The sequence below is a fragment of the uncultured Shimia sp. genome (assembly GCF_947493595.1).
GTDB lineage: Bacteria > Pseudomonadota > Alphaproteobacteria > Rhodobacterales > Rhodobacteraceae > Shimia.
Window position 1 is genome coordinate 166476 of record NZ_CANLRL010000002.1, and the last position, 17879, is coordinate 184354.

At 57.5% G+C, this 17879-nt stretch carries 17 protein-coding genes; 7 read left to right on the top strand and 10 right to left on the bottom strand.

Going from position 1 to position 17879, the window contains the following annotated elements; translation table 11 throughout:
* Positions 1 to 20 precede the first annotated feature (20 nt).
* Positions 21 to 1292, bottom strand: coding sequence for a lytic murein transglycosylase (locus Q0955_RS06395; RefSeq protein WP_299421474.1), 1272 nt, complete (start codon positions 1290 to 1292; stop codon positions 21 to 23).
* A 62-nt stretch (positions 1293 to 1354) separates the two neighbouring features.
* Positions 1355 to 2071, bottom strand: a complete 717-nt coding sequence (locus Q0955_RS06400; protein WP_299421477.1) for a YafY family protein — start codon at positions 2069 to 2071, stop codon at positions 1355 to 1357.
* 86 nt (positions 2072 to 2157) lie between these two features.
* On the opposite strand from Q0955_RS06400, the gene Q0955_RS06405 reads away from it, so the two are divergent.
* Positions 2158 to 2895, top strand: coding sequence for a glutathione S-transferase family protein (locus Q0955_RS06405; RefSeq protein ID WP_299421480.1), 738 nt, complete (start codon positions 2158 to 2160; stop codon positions 2893 to 2895).
* Here the strand turns inward: Q0955_RS06405 and rnr are convergent.
* The 3 genes from rnr to dapE form a co-directional block, all read right to left on the bottom strand.
* A complete protein-coding gene (gene rnr, locus Q0955_RS06410) occupies positions 2876 to 5134 on the bottom strand; it encodes a ribonuclease R (RefSeq protein ID WP_299421483.1) in 2259 nt (752 codons plus the stop codon). The two genes, Q0955_RS06405 and rnr, sit on opposite strands and share 20 nt — an antisense overlap.
* A gap of 130 nt (positions 5135 to 5264) precedes the next feature.
* Entirely contained in the window at positions 5265 to 5813 is a 549-nt protein-coding gene (locus Q0955_RS06415; protein WP_299421485.1) for a TIGR04282 family arsenosugar biosynthesis glycosyltransferase, read from the bottom strand.
* A 22-nt stretch (positions 5814 to 5835) separates the two neighbouring features.
* Complete coding sequence (dapE, locus tag Q0955_RS06420; RefSeq protein ID WP_299421487.1) at positions 5836 to 6981, bottom strand: succinyl-diaminopimelate desuccinylase; 1146 nt, start codon at positions 6979 to 6981, stop codon at positions 5836 to 5838.
* 293 nt (positions 6982 to 7274) lie between these two features.
* Between dapE and Q0955_RS06425 the strand changes: the two genes are divergently transcribed.
* Positions 7275 to 8846 (top strand): Hint domain-containing protein, encoded by a 1572-nt coding sequence (locus Q0955_RS06425; protein ID WP_299421489.1) that lies wholly within the window; start codon positions 7275 to 7277, stop codon positions 8844 to 8846.
* Between the two features lie 3 nt (positions 8847 to 8849).
* Positions 8850 to 9956: a Hint domain-containing protein gene (locus tag Q0955_RS06430; RefSeq protein ID WP_299421491.1), complete on the top strand. Its 1107-nt coding sequence runs from the start codon at positions 8850 to 8852 to the stop codon at positions 9954 to 9956.
* 16 nt (positions 9957 to 9972) lie between these two features.
* Here the strand turns inward: Q0955_RS06430 and Q0955_RS06435 are convergent, their stop codons facing one another.
* Entirely contained in the window at positions 9973 to 10344 is a 372-nt protein-coding gene (locus Q0955_RS06435) for a hypothetical protein (protein WP_299421493.1), read from the bottom strand.
* Positions 10345 to 10696: 352 nt separating this feature from the next.
* Here Q0955_RS06435 and Q0955_RS06440 point away from each other — a divergent pair, with 352 nt between their 5' ends.
* Together Q0955_RS06440 and Q0955_RS06445 are read left to right on the top strand one after the other, a co-directional pair.
* Entirely contained in the window at positions 10697 to 12277 is a 1581-nt protein-coding gene (locus Q0955_RS06440; protein WP_299421496.1) for a choice-of-anchor L domain-containing protein, read from the top strand.
* A gap of 110 nt (positions 12278 to 12387) precedes the next feature.
* A complete protein-coding gene (locus tag Q0955_RS06445; RefSeq protein ID WP_299421499.1) occupies positions 12388 to 13461 on the top strand; it encodes a transporter substrate-binding domain-containing protein in 1074 nt (357 codons plus the stop codon).
* A 60-nt stretch (positions 13462 to 13521) separates the two neighbouring features.
* Here Q0955_RS06445 and dapD read toward each other — a convergent pair whose 3' ends face one another.
* Both dapD and Q0955_RS06455 read right to left on the bottom strand, forming a co-directional pair.
* Positions 13522 to 14349 carry a 2,3,4,5-tetrahydropyridine-2,6-dicarboxylate N-succinyltransferase gene (dapD, locus tag Q0955_RS06450; protein WP_299421501.1) on the bottom strand — a complete coding sequence of 276 codons (828 nt, stop codon included), beginning with the start codon at positions 14347 to 14349 and terminating at the stop codon, positions 13522 to 13524.
* 69 nt (positions 14350 to 14418) lie between these two features.
* Entirely contained in the window at positions 14419 to 15351 is a 933-nt protein-coding gene (locus Q0955_RS06455; protein WP_299421504.1) for a threonine/serine dehydratase, read from the bottom strand.
* A 78-nt stretch (positions 15352 to 15429) separates the two neighbouring features.
* Here Q0955_RS06455 and Q0955_RS06460 point away from each other — a divergent pair, with 78 nt between their 5' ends.
* Entirely contained in the window at positions 15430 to 16263 is an 834-nt protein-coding gene (locus Q0955_RS06460) for a TIGR00730 family Rossman fold protein (protein WP_299421506.1), read from the top strand.
* Between the two features lie 84 nt (positions 16264 to 16347).
* Here Q0955_RS06460 and Q0955_RS06465 read toward each other — a convergent pair whose 3' ends face one another.
* Positions 16348 to 16557, bottom strand: coding sequence for a hypothetical protein (locus tag Q0955_RS06465; RefSeq protein ID WP_283424573.1), 210 nt, complete (start codon positions 16555 to 16557; stop codon positions 16348 to 16350).
* Between the two features lie 92 nt (positions 16558 to 16649).
* Positions 16650 to 17039 carry a phage holin family protein gene (locus Q0955_RS06470; protein WP_299421510.1) on the bottom strand — a complete coding sequence of 130 codons (390 nt, stop codon included), beginning with the start codon at positions 17037 to 17039 and terminating at the stop codon, positions 16650 to 16652.
* 387 nt (positions 17040 to 17426) lie between these two features.
* Between Q0955_RS06470 and Q0955_RS06475 the strand changes: the two genes are divergently transcribed.
* A complete protein-coding gene (locus tag Q0955_RS06475; RefSeq protein WP_164643502.1) occupies positions 17427 to 17879 on the top strand; it encodes a cytochrome c in 453 nt (150 codons plus the stop codon).

The window sequence follows — 17879 nt, forward strand, 5'->3', positions numbered from 1 at the left end:
GACGCGCCTTTTTCATACCGTTACCGAAGTGATTTCAGCAGTGTTAGAGACGCATATCCATCCGGGATCATGCCTTCCGAGCGCTGATAGCCCCGCACGGCGGCGATGGTGAGTGGACCAATCTTGCCGTCGATCTTCTGGGTGTCAAAGCCAGCTTTGGTCAGGCGCTTTTGCAACTCAATCCGCTCTTTATACGTCAACGCGCGATCGCCACGCGGCCAGTTGCCTTGAATGGCTGGGCCACCCTGAATGCGGTCAGCGAGATGCCCGACGCCGATTACATAGGCGTCTGCCGTGTTGTAGTGTTCGATCACGTCAAAGTTCTTGAAGATCATAAACGCCGCCCCCTGCGCTCCGGCAGGCAGAAGGATCGAGGCCTTGCCATGGTTGGGCACCGGACGGCCGCGCATGTCCTTGATGCCCAAACGGGCCCACTCACTTGGGTTTTTCAGGTTCTCACGGTTGGCAGAGGCATAATCAAAACCTTTGGGCAATTTCACTTCCACGCCCCAGGGCTGGTTCTTTTTCCACCCGAAGTGTTTGAGGTAGGCCGCCGTGGAGGCCAACGCATCGGTGGGGTCGCCAGACCAGATGTCGCGTTTTCCATCACCGGTGAAATCCACCGCATAGGACTGGAAGGATGTCGGCATAAACTGGGTGTGGCCCATGGCACCAGCCCAGCTGCCTTTCATGTTCTGAACGGTCACATCGCCATTTTGAAGAATGCTGAGCGCGGCGGTGAGTTGTTCCTCAAAGAAGTCGCCGCGCCGCCCGTCATAGGCCAGTGTGGCCAGCGCTTCGATCACCGGCGTGCTGCCCTTGAAGGTGCCATAGGCGCTCTCCAGCCCCCAGATTGCCACGACAACTTCTTTGTCGACGCCGTAACGGTTCTCGATCTTCTGAAGTTTCGCATTGTGTTTGCTCAATGCAGCCTTGCCGTTCTTGATACGTGCATCGGAGGCGGCGCTGTCGAGATAGTCCCAGATGGTCTTGGTGAACTCGTTCTGGTTGCGGTCCTTCTTGATGATTGCTGCGTTGTATTGAACCCCTTGGAAGGCATGATCAAATACCGCCGCGCTGATCCCGGCCTTAAGCGCGCGTGATTTGTAACGCTTGATCCAACGCTGCAGGCCTTTGGTGGAGGCAGCAACCTCCACTGGCTTTTGAGCCTCAAGCGCATCGACCAGGGGGCGCAATACAGGGCGCAGAGAATATGACGGTGCACCAGCCGAGGCCGATGACGTGACGAGAGCACCAATAACCAAACTCACCCAAAACCCAAATGTCCGCATCACAACTTTCCCTGCCTGTTTGTGAGAAGTGTAACGCGCCGATGTGAGTGGCAAAAGCGCTGTCAGTCAGAGGCGCGGGGAATTGCCGATTGCTTTTCCTCCGCGTCAAGACGCGCTTTGTATTCACGCAACATAGGAATGCGGCGAGGGCGGAAAGAGCCGTTTGTGACGTCAAGGTTGATCATTCTGTCCAAGCGAAAGGCGCGAAAATCTTTGCGCAAATGACAATAGGCCATCAAACAATGGGCGCTCTGCATAAAGACAATCGCAAGCGGATCAACTTCGCGGGTGGTGCGCTGGCCTTTGGCATCGCCATAGTCAAACGCCACCGTGCGCTCTTCCCATGCTGCTTGACGTAACACGCCTGCGTCGATGCTGATCTCAGGAGGCTTGTGAAAGCGTTTGGCGGTGAGAACCGCGTGTTTAAGTCGGTGGGCCTGTGCCTCCGGAAGGCGAGATTTCAGCTTGGTTAGAGCCGATTTTGCCGCATTTGCCAGTGATGGATCGGCCACTTCCATGACTTCTTTGAGACCAACGACCAGTGCCTCAATCTCCTCCGGGACAAAGCCCAATGGCGGCAGGGTGGCGTCTTCGACAAGGGTAAAACCAAAGCCAGCTTCACCGTCAATCACCGCGCCAAGGCCACGCAGAGTGTCAATGTCCCGGTAGATCGTGCGTTCCGACACACCGGTTTCTTGCGCCAGCGCCTGCGCGGTGGCGGGGGACGGCAGATCACGCAGGGCCTGCATGAGTTGGAAAAGGCGGTCTGTGCGGCTCATAATTTTACAATACTGCACCCTACTGACAGAAACTGACAAGAGGCTTCTGTAGGACTGTCCCCACAATCAATCAGTGGAGAGTTCCCATGAAGCTAATCTCATTTCCAGGCGACGCGCAGTTTCCAACCCATTCCCCGTTTTGCCTGAAAGCCATGTGCTTGCTGGAAATGGCCAAGGTCGATTGGCAGCCAGAAATGGTGCAGGATTTTGAAGCGCTGCCATTGGGCAAGGTGCCGGTGGCACGGGTTGGCGATGCCTTGATCCCGGACAGCCACAACATTCAGGCTTATTTAGAGTCTAGAGGGGCAGATTTCATGCCGGGATTGAGCCGGATTGAAAAGGCGGCAACCCATGCCATGATCCGTACTGTGGAAGAGAGCCTGCGGCTTGGGTTGGTGCATGATCGTTGGCTGAATGACGAATGTTGGGCGGTGATGAAAGAGATCTTCTTTGCTGCTGTGCCGGAGCCGATGCGTGAGCAGGCGGCGGAAGAAGCTCGGGGTCATGTGCGGGCAGGTTTGATGTCTGAAGGCATTGCGCGGTTCTCGCCAGAGGACCGTCAGGCGCGGTTTGACAACGACCTTGAGGTGATCGACGCCAAGTTGGACGGGCAACAATTCCTGTTTGGGGACACGCCAACAGCCGCAGACGCGGCCGTGGCGCCGGTGTTGGACATGATCCTCACGCTGCCAGTTGCCACCGACCTCCGCAAGGCGGTCGAGGCGCGACCCGCATTGGCACCTTATGTGGCGCGCGTGCGGGACGCGATTTACCCGGACGTTGGCAAAGTCATGCAGGGTTTTTTTAGCGTCGCCGCCGAGTGACCTTGCGTTTGGTCTTGGCCGCCTTGTGCTTTGCCTTGGTGGCTTTGCGACGGGTGGGGCCGCCTCGGCCCCGCCCTTTTCCGCCGCGACCAGCACGTTTGACCAGCTCGCCATCCAGCGAGATCAGCTCCAGCGCAATGCCGCCTGTCACTGGCGCGGCTTCAGTCAGACGCGCGGTTACACGTTGTCCAAGGCCAATCACGATGCCTGTGTCAGAGCCGGTAAGCGTGTTGGTTTCGCTGTCAAAGTGAAAATATTCGCGGCCCAGTTCCCGCATCGGGATCAGGCCATCGGCGCCGGTTTCATCGAGTTTCACAAACACGCCAAAGCGAGCGATGCCGCTCACCCGACCGGTGAACTCATTGCCGATGCGCTCCGACATGTAAGCGGCAAGGTAGCGGTCTGTTGTGTCGCGCTCGGCCAGCATGGAGCGACGCTCGGTGTCAGAAATATGTGTGGCCGTGTTTTCAAGAACTTCGGTGGCCTCGGGCGTCAAACCGTCATCGCCCCAGCCGTGCGCAGAAATCAACGCACGGTGCACGATCAGGTCGGCATAGCGCCGGATCGGCGAGGTGAAATGGGCATAGGCCCGTAGTGCGAGACCGAAGTGGCCAAAGTTGGACGGCGCATAATACGCCTGCGTCATCGAGCGCAGGGTGGAAATGTTGATCAGTTCCGCCTGCTCCGTGCCAGCAGCGGCATCCAACAGTTGATTCAAGTGGCGGGTTTGCAGCACCTGGCCTTTGGCCAGCGTCAGACCTGCAGCCTGTGCCGTATCCCGCAAGGCATTGAGTTTCTCTGGGCTGGGCTCTTCGTGTACGCGGAACAGCAACGGAGATTTCTTGGCAATCAAGGTTTCAGCCGCACAGACATTGGAGAGCACCATGAACTCTTCAACGAGTTTGTGCGCATCAAAGCGGTCACGGAAGTTGACCGAAGTGACTTCGCCAGCGTCAGACAGCTCAATCTTGCGTTCCGGCAGGTCAAGCGCCAGCGGCTGACGCTCGGCTTTTGCCTTTGTTAGAGCCTGATATGCCGCGTAGAGCGGATGGATGATCTCCTCCATCAAGGGCGCACAGCGTTCGTTGGGATGGCCATCTTGCGCCTGTTGCACTTCGCCGTAGTTCAGAGACGCCACAGAGCGGATCATGGCGCGGGTGAAGCGGTGGCCTAGCTTTTTGCCTTTGCTGTCAATCTGAATGCGCAACGCCAGCACCGCGCGGGGCACGCCTTCGTGCAAGGAGCACAGGTCGCCAGACAGGCGGTCCGGCAACATCGGCACCACTCGGTCCGGGAAATAGCTGGAGTTGCCGCGTTTGCGGGCCTCGCGGTCCAGCGCGGTGTCGGATCGCACGTAGTGCGCGACATCGGCAATCGCGATCCAGAGCACATGACCTTCTTTGTTTTTTGGATCATCATCCGCGTGGGCCCAGCAGGCGTCGTCATGGTCGCGCGCGTCCGCCGGATCGATGGTGACAAACGGCATTTCGCGCAAGTCTTCACGCTTGCCCAAGGGCGCCGGTTTCGCCTTATCAGACTCTGCTACCACATCATCGGGGAAAGTGTCCGGGATGCCATGTTGGTGGATCGCAATCAAGCTGACAGCTTTGGGGGCCGTTGGATCCCCAATGCGCGCCACAACACGGGCGCGCGGCAAGCCAAGGCGGCCTTTGGGGCCGGATTGCTCGGCCTCGACCAGCTCGCCATCTTTGGCACCATGGGTTTGATCGGACGGCACCGACCATTCTTTGCCGTCACCTTTGTCGATGGGCAGAATGCGGCCGCCCTCGGCGGTTTTGCGGAACATGCCCAAGACACGGCGCGGGTTGGTGCCGATCCGGCGGATCAGGCGGGCTTCATATTGGATATCGCCCTCATCCAGTTTGGTCAGGCGGCCAAGAATGCGGTCACCCGCGCCGAGTGCCGGGTCAGACGCACGGGGCAGCACCAGAATTCTGGGCTCTTCGCCTTCCCCATGCCATTCCAGTGGACGGGCAAAAAGATCTCCATCGGCATCTGCCTCAAGGATTTGCAGCACGGTGACAGGCGGCAGGCTCTCCGGATCGCGGTAGGTTTTCTTCCGCTTTTGCAGATGACCTTCTGCCTCCAGCTCCTTGAGCAGGCGCTTCAGGTCGATGCGCGCAGCGCCTTTGATGCCAAAAGCTTTGGCGATGTCACGTTTGGAGGTGAGGGTCGGGTTCTCGGAAATCCACTCAAGGACTTCCTCTTTGCTGGGCATAGGCATGGGTTGGCCCTAGCACGGTGATGCGGGGAGGTCACGCGGAGAAAATTGGGCGCAAAGAAGGGGCCAGCCCCTTCCTGGGCCTGCAGCCCAATTCAACCCCGAGATATTTGGGGAATGAGAAATCTCAGAGCTGTGCCAGATCAGCAGCGGTGTCCACATCCGCCAGCGTGGCGACGGTGGCAATGCGCACGCCCTGCAAGGTGGCACGGCTGTCGGCCAATGCATATTCGGTGGACCAGCGTACATTGGTAAAGAGGCCCGGTTTTGGGGCGTGTTTCAATCCAACCAGCCAGTAGCCGCCATCCGGGGCGGGGCCAAACACCGCATCATGATCCCCTAGCGCCTTGAAGGCCTGCGCGATGTGAGCAGGTTGGATGCCGGGAATGTCGGCACCAATAATGCAGGTTGGACCTTGGTGCAGATGTAACTGCCGTGCCATGCGATCGCCGAGATTGCCACTGCCTTGCGGAAAACGCGGCAGGTGGGCAGGCCACACGCGCGATGTACGGCCTTTGTGATCCGGCGCGACGGCCAGGATCAGGTTCCAGCGCGGATCCTCAAGGCGGCGCAGCAGGGCGGCGGATTGGTGGCGGAACCACCAGGCGGCGGCGGTCATTCCAAGGTCACGGCCCAGCCGGGTTTTCACACGGCCCGGGCGCGGTTCCTTGATCATCACCACAAGATTGGGGCGGTGTTTAGGCAAAATAGTCTCGCAAAATGCGGCTGTAGATGTCTTTGAGCTGGTGGATTTGTGCAACCGGCACCTGTTCATCCACCTGGTGCATGGTTTTGCCCACCAAGCCAAATTCCACCACCGGGCAATGGTGCTGCACAAACCGAGCGTCCGAGGTACCACCTGAGGTGGAGAGTTCCGGGCAGCGACCGGTTTCTGCTTCGACAGAGGCGGCAACCAGCTCGGATAGCGCGCCTGGAGGGGTGATGAAGCTTTCGCCGGAGATGGTGACTTTCATATCGATGGCAACACCAGTTTCTGCCGAAATAGTATCTACTTTTGCCTGCATCCACTCTGTGAGGGACGCCCCTGAGTGGGAGTCGTTGAAGCGGATGTTGAGCGTGGCTTTACACTCCGCTGGGATCACATTGGTGGCCGGGTTGCCAGTGTCCATGGTGACAACGGCCAAGGTAGACGCGTCAAAGTGATCGGTGCCGTTGTCCAGCGGTTCCGAGGAGAACTGATCCATCAGACGGGCCATCACCGGCAGAGGATTGTTGGCGCGGTGCGGATAAGCAGAGTGCCCCTGTTTGCCGGTAAACGTGAAATAGGCGGTCATCGAGCCGCGACGGCCAATTTTCATCATCTCACCCATCTCGTTGGGGCAAGTTGGCTCGCCCACCAGACAGACAGACATGCGCTCTTGCTCAGTGGACATGTAGTCCAGAAGCGCGGTGGTGCCGTCGATGGCGTCGCCTTCTTCGTCTCCGGTTATGGTGAGGATGATGGCGCCTTCCGGCGGTGTATTCGAGACAAAATCGATGGCGGCGGCGGCAAAGGCCGCGACGCCGGATTTCATATCGGTCGCACCACGGCCATACATGATGCCGTCTTTCACTTCTGCACCAAAGGGATCAACCGTCCAAGCAGCCTCGTCACCGACAGGCACCACATCGGTGTGGCCATTGAAGCCAAATGTCTTGCTGTCGCCCTTTCGGCCCCAGCGGGCAAACAAGTTGCTGACCGCGCCGCGATCCACGCGTGTGCAGTCAAACCCGGCGTCCGACAGCCGTTTTTCCAGCAACACCAGCGCCCCACCCTCTTCCGGCGTCACAGAGGCACAGCGGATCAGATCTGCGGTCAACTGTGCGGCATCGGTCTTGGTCATGGCGAGGGTCCTTTGTCTAAAAAGCTTGCGCAAAGGGTTGTGGCACAGCCATGTCGGACCGGAAAGCCACATTTAGGACACAAAGCAGTGGGGCACCCCTTAACAAGCGGAAAAATATGCTGTTTAGTTGGCGTTAATAATAATTCGACCGAGGCAGGTCACCAGCAGTCCGGCTAAAACAGCCAAAGGTTTCCAACAAACGCATCTCGAAATGCGACGAAACCCCTATGAGCGCCCTGCGAGCAGGTGGGCGTTGTTGTGTGGCGTGCCTCATAAACATGAGGCGAGAATAAATGCCCAGATTGCCCGTAAACACCGGCGCGTCTGCCATGGATATGGCGGAAACCATTTTTGGTGATGACGTGACCATTGTGTCCGCAGACTATAATGGGCAGAATTCCTCTTCCGGCATCTACACCAACGGGGACAGTGTGTCTCCGGGTGCGACCCCAAGCGACGAAGGTGTGATCCTGTCCACGGGGCATGCCAGAAATTTCTCCAATCGCTGGGGCAACCACAACCAACGCACCAACCGATCCACCGACACCAACGGTGAGGACAACAACGCCGAATTCAACGCGGTGGCCGGCACCAATACCTATGATGCCTCATATTTGGATGTATCTTTCATCGCCAATGAAGCTGGTCAAATGACCATGCAATTCGTTTTTGCGTCAGAAGAATACCCGGAATACATCGACTCGATCTATCAGGACTTTGTCGCAGTTTCGATCAACGGCAGCTATGTGCCGCTGGAAATTGGCGATGGGGATGTGGACCCGGGCAACATCAACAACGGTGAAAACGAAAGCCTGTTTGTGAACAACACAGGGGGTCTCTACAACACCGAGATGGATGGGTTCACCATCACCATGACCCTGACGTTTGACATCGTCGAAGGTATGAACGACATCCGCATTGTGGTGGCAGATGTATCTGACAGCAGCTACGACAGTTCGCTGTTGATTGCTGCAAACTCACTGCAGACTTCGCTGATTGCCAACACCGATGAGGTGGAATTGCCGATTGACGGCACCCGCACCATCGACGTTCTGGCCAATGATGTGAATGACACCGGCAATGCCATCACCATCACGCATATTTCGGGGCAGCCGGTCACAGTTGGTGTGCCGATCACATTGCCAAGCGGGCAAATCATCACCGTCAACGCAGATGGGACCATCACTTTTGAAGGCGACAGTGATGAAGAAGAGGTCAACCTGACCTACACCATTGATGACGGCAACGGCACAACCGATGTGGGCTACATCAAGATCAATCAGGCACCTTGCTTCACGGCTGGTACATTTATTCGCACGCCCCACGGCGAGGTGCCGATTGAGTGCCTGAACGTGGGTGACTTGGTTGAAACCTTAGACAATGGACCCCAGCCGGTGCGCTGGATTGGGCGGCGCACTGTCCCCGCTACGGGCGCAATGGCGCCGATCCGCATTTTGGAAAACACCCTTGGCAACCACCGCGAGTTGCTGCTCTCCCCACTGCATCGCGTGTTGATCCGCAATGCCTGGGCCGAGCTGTTGTTTGGCGAAGAAGAGGTTTTGGTCGCGGCGCGCGATCTGGTGAATGACAAAACCATCCGCCAAGTTCCGGGGGGCGAGGTTGAATATGTGCATCTGTTGTTTGATGATCACCAGATTGTGTTCTCCGAAAAACTCATGACAGAAAGCTACTTGCCTGGGCCGCAGACCGCGAGCAGCTTTGAGCCAGAAATTGTTGCAGAGATCTGTGCCCTCTTTCCCGAGCTCGATCCGGTCTCCGGGGATGGTTACGGTCAAATGGCGCGGCGTGGATTGCGCAGCTTTGAGGTGGCAACCCTGACTCAAATCGCCTTTGGCGGAGCCTGATCCATGAGTTGGATTGCACTTTGGGACAAAAAACACGCTTTGTTTGACCCAAATGGATTGGCCCACCTGCGCGGCGGGGCAACTGCGACAGCTGCCGATCCTCAACGCCTCTCGGACACTCCGCTGCCACGTGGCAGCCTGGTTGTTGAAACGCGGGTGTCCCCTTACGATCGGCCGCAAACGCTTTTGGGTATGGCCTCCCAAACCGGCAGTGGCTTTCGCTTGTCTCTGCAAGCGGTGCCCGGCGGTGGCGTGGTGCTTGTGCTCAATCGCGGCGGGCGTACGGCCCATGTGGCGGTCAATCTGGACACTGGTGGGCGTGCGGATGTCTTGCGTATGACCTATTCCTGGGATCTGCCTGCCAATGTTGGACGCCTGGCGGTGGAGCAACCCGGCACGTGGCGTGTGGCTCTCCGCACATTGGTGCGGCCGGTGGCGCTGACCCCGGCGGAAATCCGGGAATGCGCGCAAGACAATGAGGCACGTGTGCTTTCGAGCGACTTGTCCTTTATTGCGTTCTCCAACCGGATTGAACCCATTGGCCCCATGCCGAGCCTGTCCGAAGAAACGCCGGTTATGACCGCGCAGGGCTATCGCAAAGTCGGCACACTGAAACGCGGCGATGTGGTGCAGACCCCGTCTGGCGATTTGGTGCCAGTTTTGGCCAATGTGCGCAGAACGGTGCCCGCCACCGGGCATTTTGCCCCGATCAAACTGCGCGCGCCCTTTTTTGGTCTCAGCCGCGATATTGTCACCAGCCCAACCCAACGGCTTATGATTGGCGGCAGCCGGGTCGAGTATATGTTTGGTTCCGAGTTTGTCTTGGTTCCGGCGGGGCATTTGTTACATGGCAACGCAGCAACACATGGCGGAGATGCACCCTTGGTGACCTATTGCCAACTTTTGCTGCCCAATCACGAAGCCATTTTGGCGGCGGACACCTACGTGGAAAGCATGGATGTGGGCCGGATGCGCAGACGGCAGGATTTGCTGAGCGCCAGCTTGTTATCAGGATACCCGCGCCGGTTGTTGCCAGAACATGCACGCACTGCCTTCCCGGTTTTGCGGGAGTTTGACGCGCTCACACTGGCGGCCCAGCGCGCGGCTTGACCAATGCCGATCGATCTCAGTGCTCGGTGATGGCAGCGTCTTCAGATTCTTCGCCGTGGTAAAACGGCGTCAACTGCGCAACGACCACAGAGTTTTCATCCAATGCACGCTGCATCAACCCACGCTCATGGCCATCAATCTCGTGCCCTTGAGCTTCACGCTCTTCAACGGTGCCATAACCGGTGACGTCAAGCGGGTTCAAATCCGCCTGCTTCAAGATCGCAACCGTTTCGCGCACCGCTTCCGCTTCGTCCACACCGCTGGCATAGATCATCAGCGCGCCACCGGTGGCTTCATCCGGCAGGCCGTCCCCGTCTTTGCGCCCAACCTGCACCAACAGTGTGTACACCTGTTGCCGGGTCTTCTTTTTCTTTTTTTCCTGGGTCATGACGGTGCCTTTCTCTTAGACCGGCCTTAGCGCGCCATGCGGCAAAGGGTCAACCACTCGGTGCCAGTAACTGGTTTTCACTTACGACAATCGCGAAAATTTTCTTCATTTTTTCAGAGTCTTGGGGTGGTTTAGTCATCTTTTGGAAAGGGTTGCATTCCAAACTGTTAGCGCGCAGAACGTGCCCTCTTTCAAATGGTGACTTTCGAATCTCCACTCGGCAATTTCACGGCCGACGCCAATGTCTGGGCAAATTGATCTGTCTGACTAGCCAAAGCGTTCGACCGGGTTCCCAACTGAAAAAGGGCAAAACGCCGCTTTTAGAGTTTTGGAATGTATATAGGGGACCACCATGCCAACCGCATCAGAACTGCCGATTGATAACAGCGCCAGTGCGACGCAGATGGCAGACGCCATGTTTGGTTCCGGGGTCGAGGTCCTGGGGGCAAGCTATTCTGGCCACTATTTGTCCAGCGGAGTTTACTCAGACGGCGATTCCGTGGCCCCGGATGCCACACCCTCAGATAGCGGCGTGATCCTCTCCACTGGCTACACCAAAGATTTCACCAACGCGGATGGCGACGTCAACGTCAGCAGCGGCACAACCGGCCAAATGGACACCGCTGGGGACTCTGATTTGTCCGCAATCGCGGGGGGGGAAACCTATGATGCGGCGGTATTCGAGGCCAGCTTCATCCCGGATGGTGACACGCTGACCATGCAGATTGTCTTCTCCTCAGAAGAATATCTGGAGTATGTCGACGGCGGGTATAACGACGCGATTGGCATTTGGGTCAACGGCGAGAAGGCCGTGCTGTCCATTGGCGATGGCGACATTACAGTCGACAACATCAACAACGAGGACAACGCGAACCTCTACGTCGACAACCCGGCGGACGGCGAGGCCGTGAACAGCGAGATGGACGGATTAACCGTCACGCTCACCGTAAAAGCGCCTGTTATTCCGGGCGAGGTCAATACTATCAAAATCGGCATCGCGGACACTGGGGACGATCAATACGATTCCAACCTGCTGATCGCCGGCGACTCTATCCAATGTGCGCTGGTGGCGCAGGACGACGCGTATGAAATTGGTGCAAACGCCACCAAAACTGTAGACGTGCTGGCCAATGACGCCGCGCCGGATGGCGCTACGATGACCATCACCAAGATCAACGGTCAGGAGGTCAGCGCGGGGGATTCCGTGACGCTGAACACTGGCGAAGTGGTCACGCTCAACCCCGACGGCACATTGTCGATCCAGACCGACGGCGATTTGGGCAGCGAGGCCTTCACATACGAGGTCGAGGATTCAGACGGCAACACCGACACCGGATTTGTGAAGGTGACAACCACCACAGCGCCGTGTTTTGTCGCTGGGACTGCGATTGTCACCCAAGACGGGTTGATGAAGGTCGAAGATCTGATGCCCGGCCATATGGTGCTCACCCGCGACAACGGCTTCCAGCCGTTGCTGTGGATTGGCACCACCACACGTCAGGCCACAGGTTCTGATGCCCCGATCCGTCTCGCCAAAGATGCCTTGGGCAACCACGAGGCAGTGGAGTTTTCCCCAAATCACCGCATCCTGATAAAGTCGTCCCAGGCGGCGATGTTGTTTGGCGAATCCGAGGTTCTGGTGAAGGCCAAAGACCTGGTGAACGGGGACACCATCACTGTGCGCGAAGACCATGGGCCGGTGACTTATGTACATATCCTGTTTGACCGCCACGAGATTGTGCGGGCCAATGGATTGGACAGCGAAAGCTACCATCCGGGGCAGGAAACACTCGACAGTTTTGATGCGGAAACCCGCGATGAAATCCTGCGACTCATGCCCAATTCGGACGCATTGATGGGCTATGGCTTTGGGCCATCTGCCCGAGTGTCGCTTCGCAAATATGAGGCTGAGGCCCTCATGGCTGCGGCTTAAGGGTCAAAAAGTCCCGATTAGAGTCAAATAACCCTAGGTAAACTTCGGAGCGCGGTTGACCGGCTCAAGCGGTGCGCGATAGGGGGAGCCAAGCAACTTCGGTACTGACTATGCGCTTCCTCCCCGCAGCCCTCATCTCTATCGCCTCCCTCCTGTCATGGGTCTCCGCCGCCTCTGCGCAGTCGGCGGAGACGTTGACCTTTGCCACCGTGGACCGGCCACCGTTTGTCTTCCTGGATGACAATACGCCGCGCGGCTTCAGCGTGGACCTGATGCGGGCCATTGGTGAAGACCTGGACAAAGAGATCACCTTTGCGCCACAGGATAGCTTCCCCGACATGTTAAGCGCGGTGGAAGCGGGCACAGTTGATGGTGCTATTGCCAATATCTCGATCACCGCTTCGCGCGAAACCGTGATGGATTTCAGCCAACCGATTTTTGAGAGCGGCATTCAGATCCTGTTGCCATCCGAACCCGGCAGTCTGGCACGGATTGGCGGGCTGCTCACGCGTGAAATTCTCACCGCCATTATGGTGGCCTTGGGGATGCTGTTTGGCGGCGGCATGTTGATGTGGCTGTTTGAGCGCCGCCATCAGCCGTATTTTGATCGACCTGCCAAAGACGCGCTGTTCCCATCGTTTTGGTGGGCCTTAAATCTGGTAGTCAACGGCGGCTTTGAAGAACGCATGCCGCAATCACGTCCGGGCCGGTTCTTTGCGGTAATCCTGGTGGTGGCCAGCCTATTTGTGGTCTCGGTCTTTGTTGCGACGATCACCGCGGCGGTGACGGTTGATGCGTTGCAAGATTCCGTGGATAGCATCAACGATCTGGATGGGCGCAAAGTGGGCTCCGTGCGCGGCTCCACCTCTGCCCAGTTCTTAACCACACGAGACATCCGCTTTCGCGACTTTGATACGCCCCATGAAGTGCTGGCGGCGTTTCAGGATGGGGACATCGACTCAGTGGTGTTTGACGGGCCGATCCTTGCCTATTTTGCCACCAACGATGGCCGTAATGAATCCCGCTTGATCGAGCGGGTGTACCGACCTGAGAACTACGGCATTGCACTTCCAACCGGCAGCCCATGGCGCGAACAGATTGACCAATCGCTTCTGAAACTGCGCGAAGATGGCACCTATGATGCCCTGTTAGAACACTGGTTTGGTGCCACGTTCCGTCGGTGACCCCAACAAAAAGGCCAGCCCCGCCGGGACTGGCCTTTGTCTTTTTAACTTCGCGCAGTCTTAGTCGCGCAGCAGCTCGTTGATGCCGGTCTTGGAGCGGGTGCGCTCGTCCACGCGCTTCACGATCACGGCACAGTAGAGGTTCACGCCATTCTTGGATGGCATGGAGCCAGCGACAACCACAGAGTAGGGCGGCACTTCGCCGTACATGACTTCGCCGGTTTCGCGATCCACAATCTTGGTGGACTGACCGATGAACACGCCCATGCCCAGCACGGAGCCTTCACGGACGATGCAGCCTTCAACCACTTCGGAGCGTGCGCCAATGAAGCAGTTGTCTTCGATGATGGTTGGACCAGCCTGCATTGGCTCCAGAACGCCGCCAATGCCCACACCGCCAGAGAGGTGCACGTTCTTGCCGATCTGTGCGCAGGAGCCAACGGTGGCCCATGTGTCGACCATGGTGCCTTCATCGACATAAGCGCCGATGTTCACAAAAGACGGCATAAGCACAACGCTTGGCGCAACGTAGGCCGATTTGCGCACTACGCAGTTTGGCACCGCGCGGAAGCCCGCGTCTTGCCACTGTTGCTCGCCCCAGCCTTTGAACTTGCTGTCAACTTTGTCCCACCAGCCGGAGCCCTGGGGGCCGCCATCCTGAATTTCCATGTCTTTGATGCGGAAGCCAAGCAGCACAGCCTTTTTGGCCCATTGGTTCACGTGCCAATCGCCGTTTTCCATTTTCTCGGCCACACGCAGGCTGCCGCTGTCCAAAGCGTTGAGCGTGGACTCAATCGCGTCGCGGGTTTCGCCGGTGGTGGCGGAGGTGATGGTGTCACGCGCGTCCCACGCGGCTTCGATGGCTTGTTCCAGTTGGGCATTCGACATGTTTAAGGCTCCGGATGTCTTGGAATTTGAGGTGTTCTAACGGGATAGAGCGCGGGCGTCACGCGCTCATTATGTCGCTTGTTCAAACGGGTCCGGCGCAATGTTGGCGCCGCAGACCAAAACGGCAACTTTTTCGCCCGGTTCGGGCACGTATGCCCCGGATGTCAGCGCGGCCAAAGCGGTGGCCCCTGCAGGCTCCACAAGCTGGCGGCGCTCCCGCCACAAGGCATGCTGCGCTTGGGTGATGGCGTCATCTGTGACCAGCACAGACTCCGCACCCGTGGAGACCGCGAGGTCAAAACAAATCTGACCAATGCGCTTGGCGCCCAGCGCGTTGGCAGCCACGCCGGAGACCTCCACATCCACTGGCTCGCCCGCTTTGAGAGCGGCGTTGAGCGCGCAAGATGTTGCCGGCTCCACGGCAATCACCCGCCGGCGGCCATCAAACCAGCCCATCGAACCGCCAATTAACCCGCCGCCACCTACAGCGATAATCACGGTGTCCGCGTCCAGCCCCTGCTCTTCCCATTCCAGCGCCACGGTGCCTTGGCCGCCCACAGTACCCAGCGCGTCATAGGCGTGGATCTGCATCGCGCCGGTTTCAGCCTCATACGCCAGCGCTCTGTCGAGCGCGTCGGCATAAGCCCCCGGCACCACTTCGAGGTCTGCGCCGGCGTCCTGAATCAAAGCCACTTTGGCAGGTCCTGCCATTTCCGGCACGTAGATGCGGGCTTTGTGACCCAATTTGTGAGCCGCATAGGCTACGGCCGCCCCATGGTTGCCACCCGAAGCAGCAACAAGTCCGGCTTCAGGCACCTCAGACGACAGCAAGGTGTTAAACGCGCCACGGGCTTTAAACGTGCCAGTGTGCTGCATCTGCTCCAGCTTCATCTGCACCGGAAAATCCAGACCAAAGCCGTTCTCCACGGTCACCACCGGGGTGCGCAGCACATGCCCTTTGATCCGCTCTGCCGCCGCTGCGATTTCCGCGCTCCAGTCCATTTTCACATCCCTGTCACTGGTTTTGTTTCCGCGAACCCTATAGGCAAAAGAAAAACGCGCAAGCAAGGACCAGTAACGATGAAAGATGATCGCCGCCACCCGCTGTCAGATGCCCACTCTGATCGCCACACCGCCAACCAAGTTCCGGACACCCCTCAGACCCGCGCGCCATCTTATCGGTTGGCCTTTGCGGACGAGGATTTCCTGTGCCGTCCCGAATTGCGCCCGGTACGGTTACAGCTGGAACTGCTGAAGCCTGAGCTGGCGATGGACGAACATGAGATTGAGAGCACGGTGGTGCTGTTTGGTGGTGCGCGTATTCCGGAGCCATCCAAGAAAGACACTGCGCGCACCGAAACCCTGGCGGAACTGTCTCGGTTTTACGATGAGACCCGAAAATTTGCGCAGCTGGTGACCGAGGCCAGTGATGGCAAGAAAAACGTGATTGTCACCGGTGGTGGTCCTGGCGTGATGGAAGCGGGCAACCGTGGTGCGCTGGATGCTGGTGGGCGTTCGATTGGGTTGAACATTGTGCTGCCGCACGAGCAGGCGCCAAACGAGTATGTGACGCCGGACCTGTGCTTCAACTTTCACTATTTTGCGATCCGTAAGATGCACTTCCTGATGCGCGCCAATGCGATCTGTGTGTTCCCGGGAGGTTTCGGCACCTTGGACGAGCTGTTTGAATCGCTGACGCTGATCCAGACGGGCCGTATGCAGCGGGTGCCGTTCCTGCTGTTTGGCAAAGACTTCTGGCAGAAAATCATCAACTGGGAAGCCCTGTCCGACGCGGGCACAATTTCTGCTGAAGATCTGGACCTGTTCCAGTTTGTGGAAACTGCGGAGGAAGCGGTGGACGTGCTCAATAACTGGCAGGATTATTCCCGTCGGGATCAAATTCCCGGCCGTTAGAGCTTTGGGGATGCAAGGCGTCCCGGCCAAAGCCGGGGCGCTGCCTTGAGAAACTCAAGTGATCGTTACAAATACCAGATCCACTTAGTGGAAGTGCGCGGGAAGCACACCAATTTCGGTACCTTGGGGCAGTTTGGTCACCACCTGTGCGCCCGCCACATCTTTGATGGCATAGCCGTAGCCTGCCAGACGGAATTTCCATTCCCGCGCGCTCAGAGAATTGTTCTTTTCGCGGGTCAGAATGTCGAGAACAGGCGCGTCGATCATTGCGCCGCCGATGTCTGCATGTGCCATGTGTCAGTTCCTTTCTGATTGTTTACAGAATGGAAACTGATCGTTGATCGAGGCGCAATTGGCGCTCAAATGTGAAAAATTTTAGGCAAACTTTAAGTTAGCGCTTTTGGCTTCGCGAGGGATGGAAACAGGTACTTAGGCAAAAGCACCCCTGCAATCAGCGCGCCCAACCAGACAATCAGGGTGGCCGCCAGTAGGTTGGCAATGCCGCCGATTGTAAAGTCACTGACCAGCATTTCGGTGATCAGCAGGCCGGCAAAAGTTACGACCAAGGACAATCCTCCCAGAAGCTCCGGCAGCTTTTTCTCCGATACTTTGCGGATGATCGGCAAAAGCACGACAGAGACCACGGTAAACACCAACGTGACAATCACGACGCCGAGAAAGCCGATTGAGAAGCCGGGTAGCAATATATTCGCGAGGATCAAACCAACGGCATTGGCAATCAAATGGGCCGCGGCGGACAGTACAAAACGGGGCATGATACGCCTTTCATGATAAAAATCTCCAGCAGCTTAACCTGATTGCCGTGGCACAATCTATGGCCATGTGACGGCAGTCAAATGCGCTCCGCAGCACAGGAATTTATCAAACCGAATCCCGCACATGGCAAGGTGATAGGAGGCAAACTTGGCTCAGACGTTGTCTCAAATGGACCGTTGAAAATAAGGTATCTCAGATGCCGCTTTTGAGTACACAAATCAAGACAACCATTTAATTCAAAAAGATTTTCACGAGAAGCCCGCCATCTCAAACCGCGATGGTTCTTACGCCGACTTTGGAAATCTAGGGTGCCCTTAACAATTGTCAATCGTCTGGCCGAAGCAAGGCTCTATGCCCAAAAATGGATAACTGAGCTGGAGGCCGATATGCGAGAAGTCATGACCAAGACCATGGCACGAAACGTGTTCTATGGCGGCTCGCTGTTCTTCATTGTGGTCTTTTTGATCTTGTCGGCGCATTCGGTGCGGTACGTTGTTACCAAATCGACTGCACATGCCGAACTGACGGACAGCGTAGCCCGTGGCAAACATGTGTGGGAAAAACACGCATGTATCAACTGCCACACATTGATGGGGGAAGGTGCCTACTTCGCCCCGGAACTACAAAATGTGATGGCCCGGTGGGGCGTGGACGACGATCCTGAAACCGCTTTCGAAATCATGAAAGCCTGGATGGAGTCCCAACCAACCGGCATCGAAGGGCGTCGTCAGATGCCGCAATTCAACCTGAGCGACGACGAGCTTCGTGACCTGACTGATTTCTTCATTTGGGTGAACGGGATCGATGCGCAGGGTTGGCCGCCCAACGAGGCGGGCTAA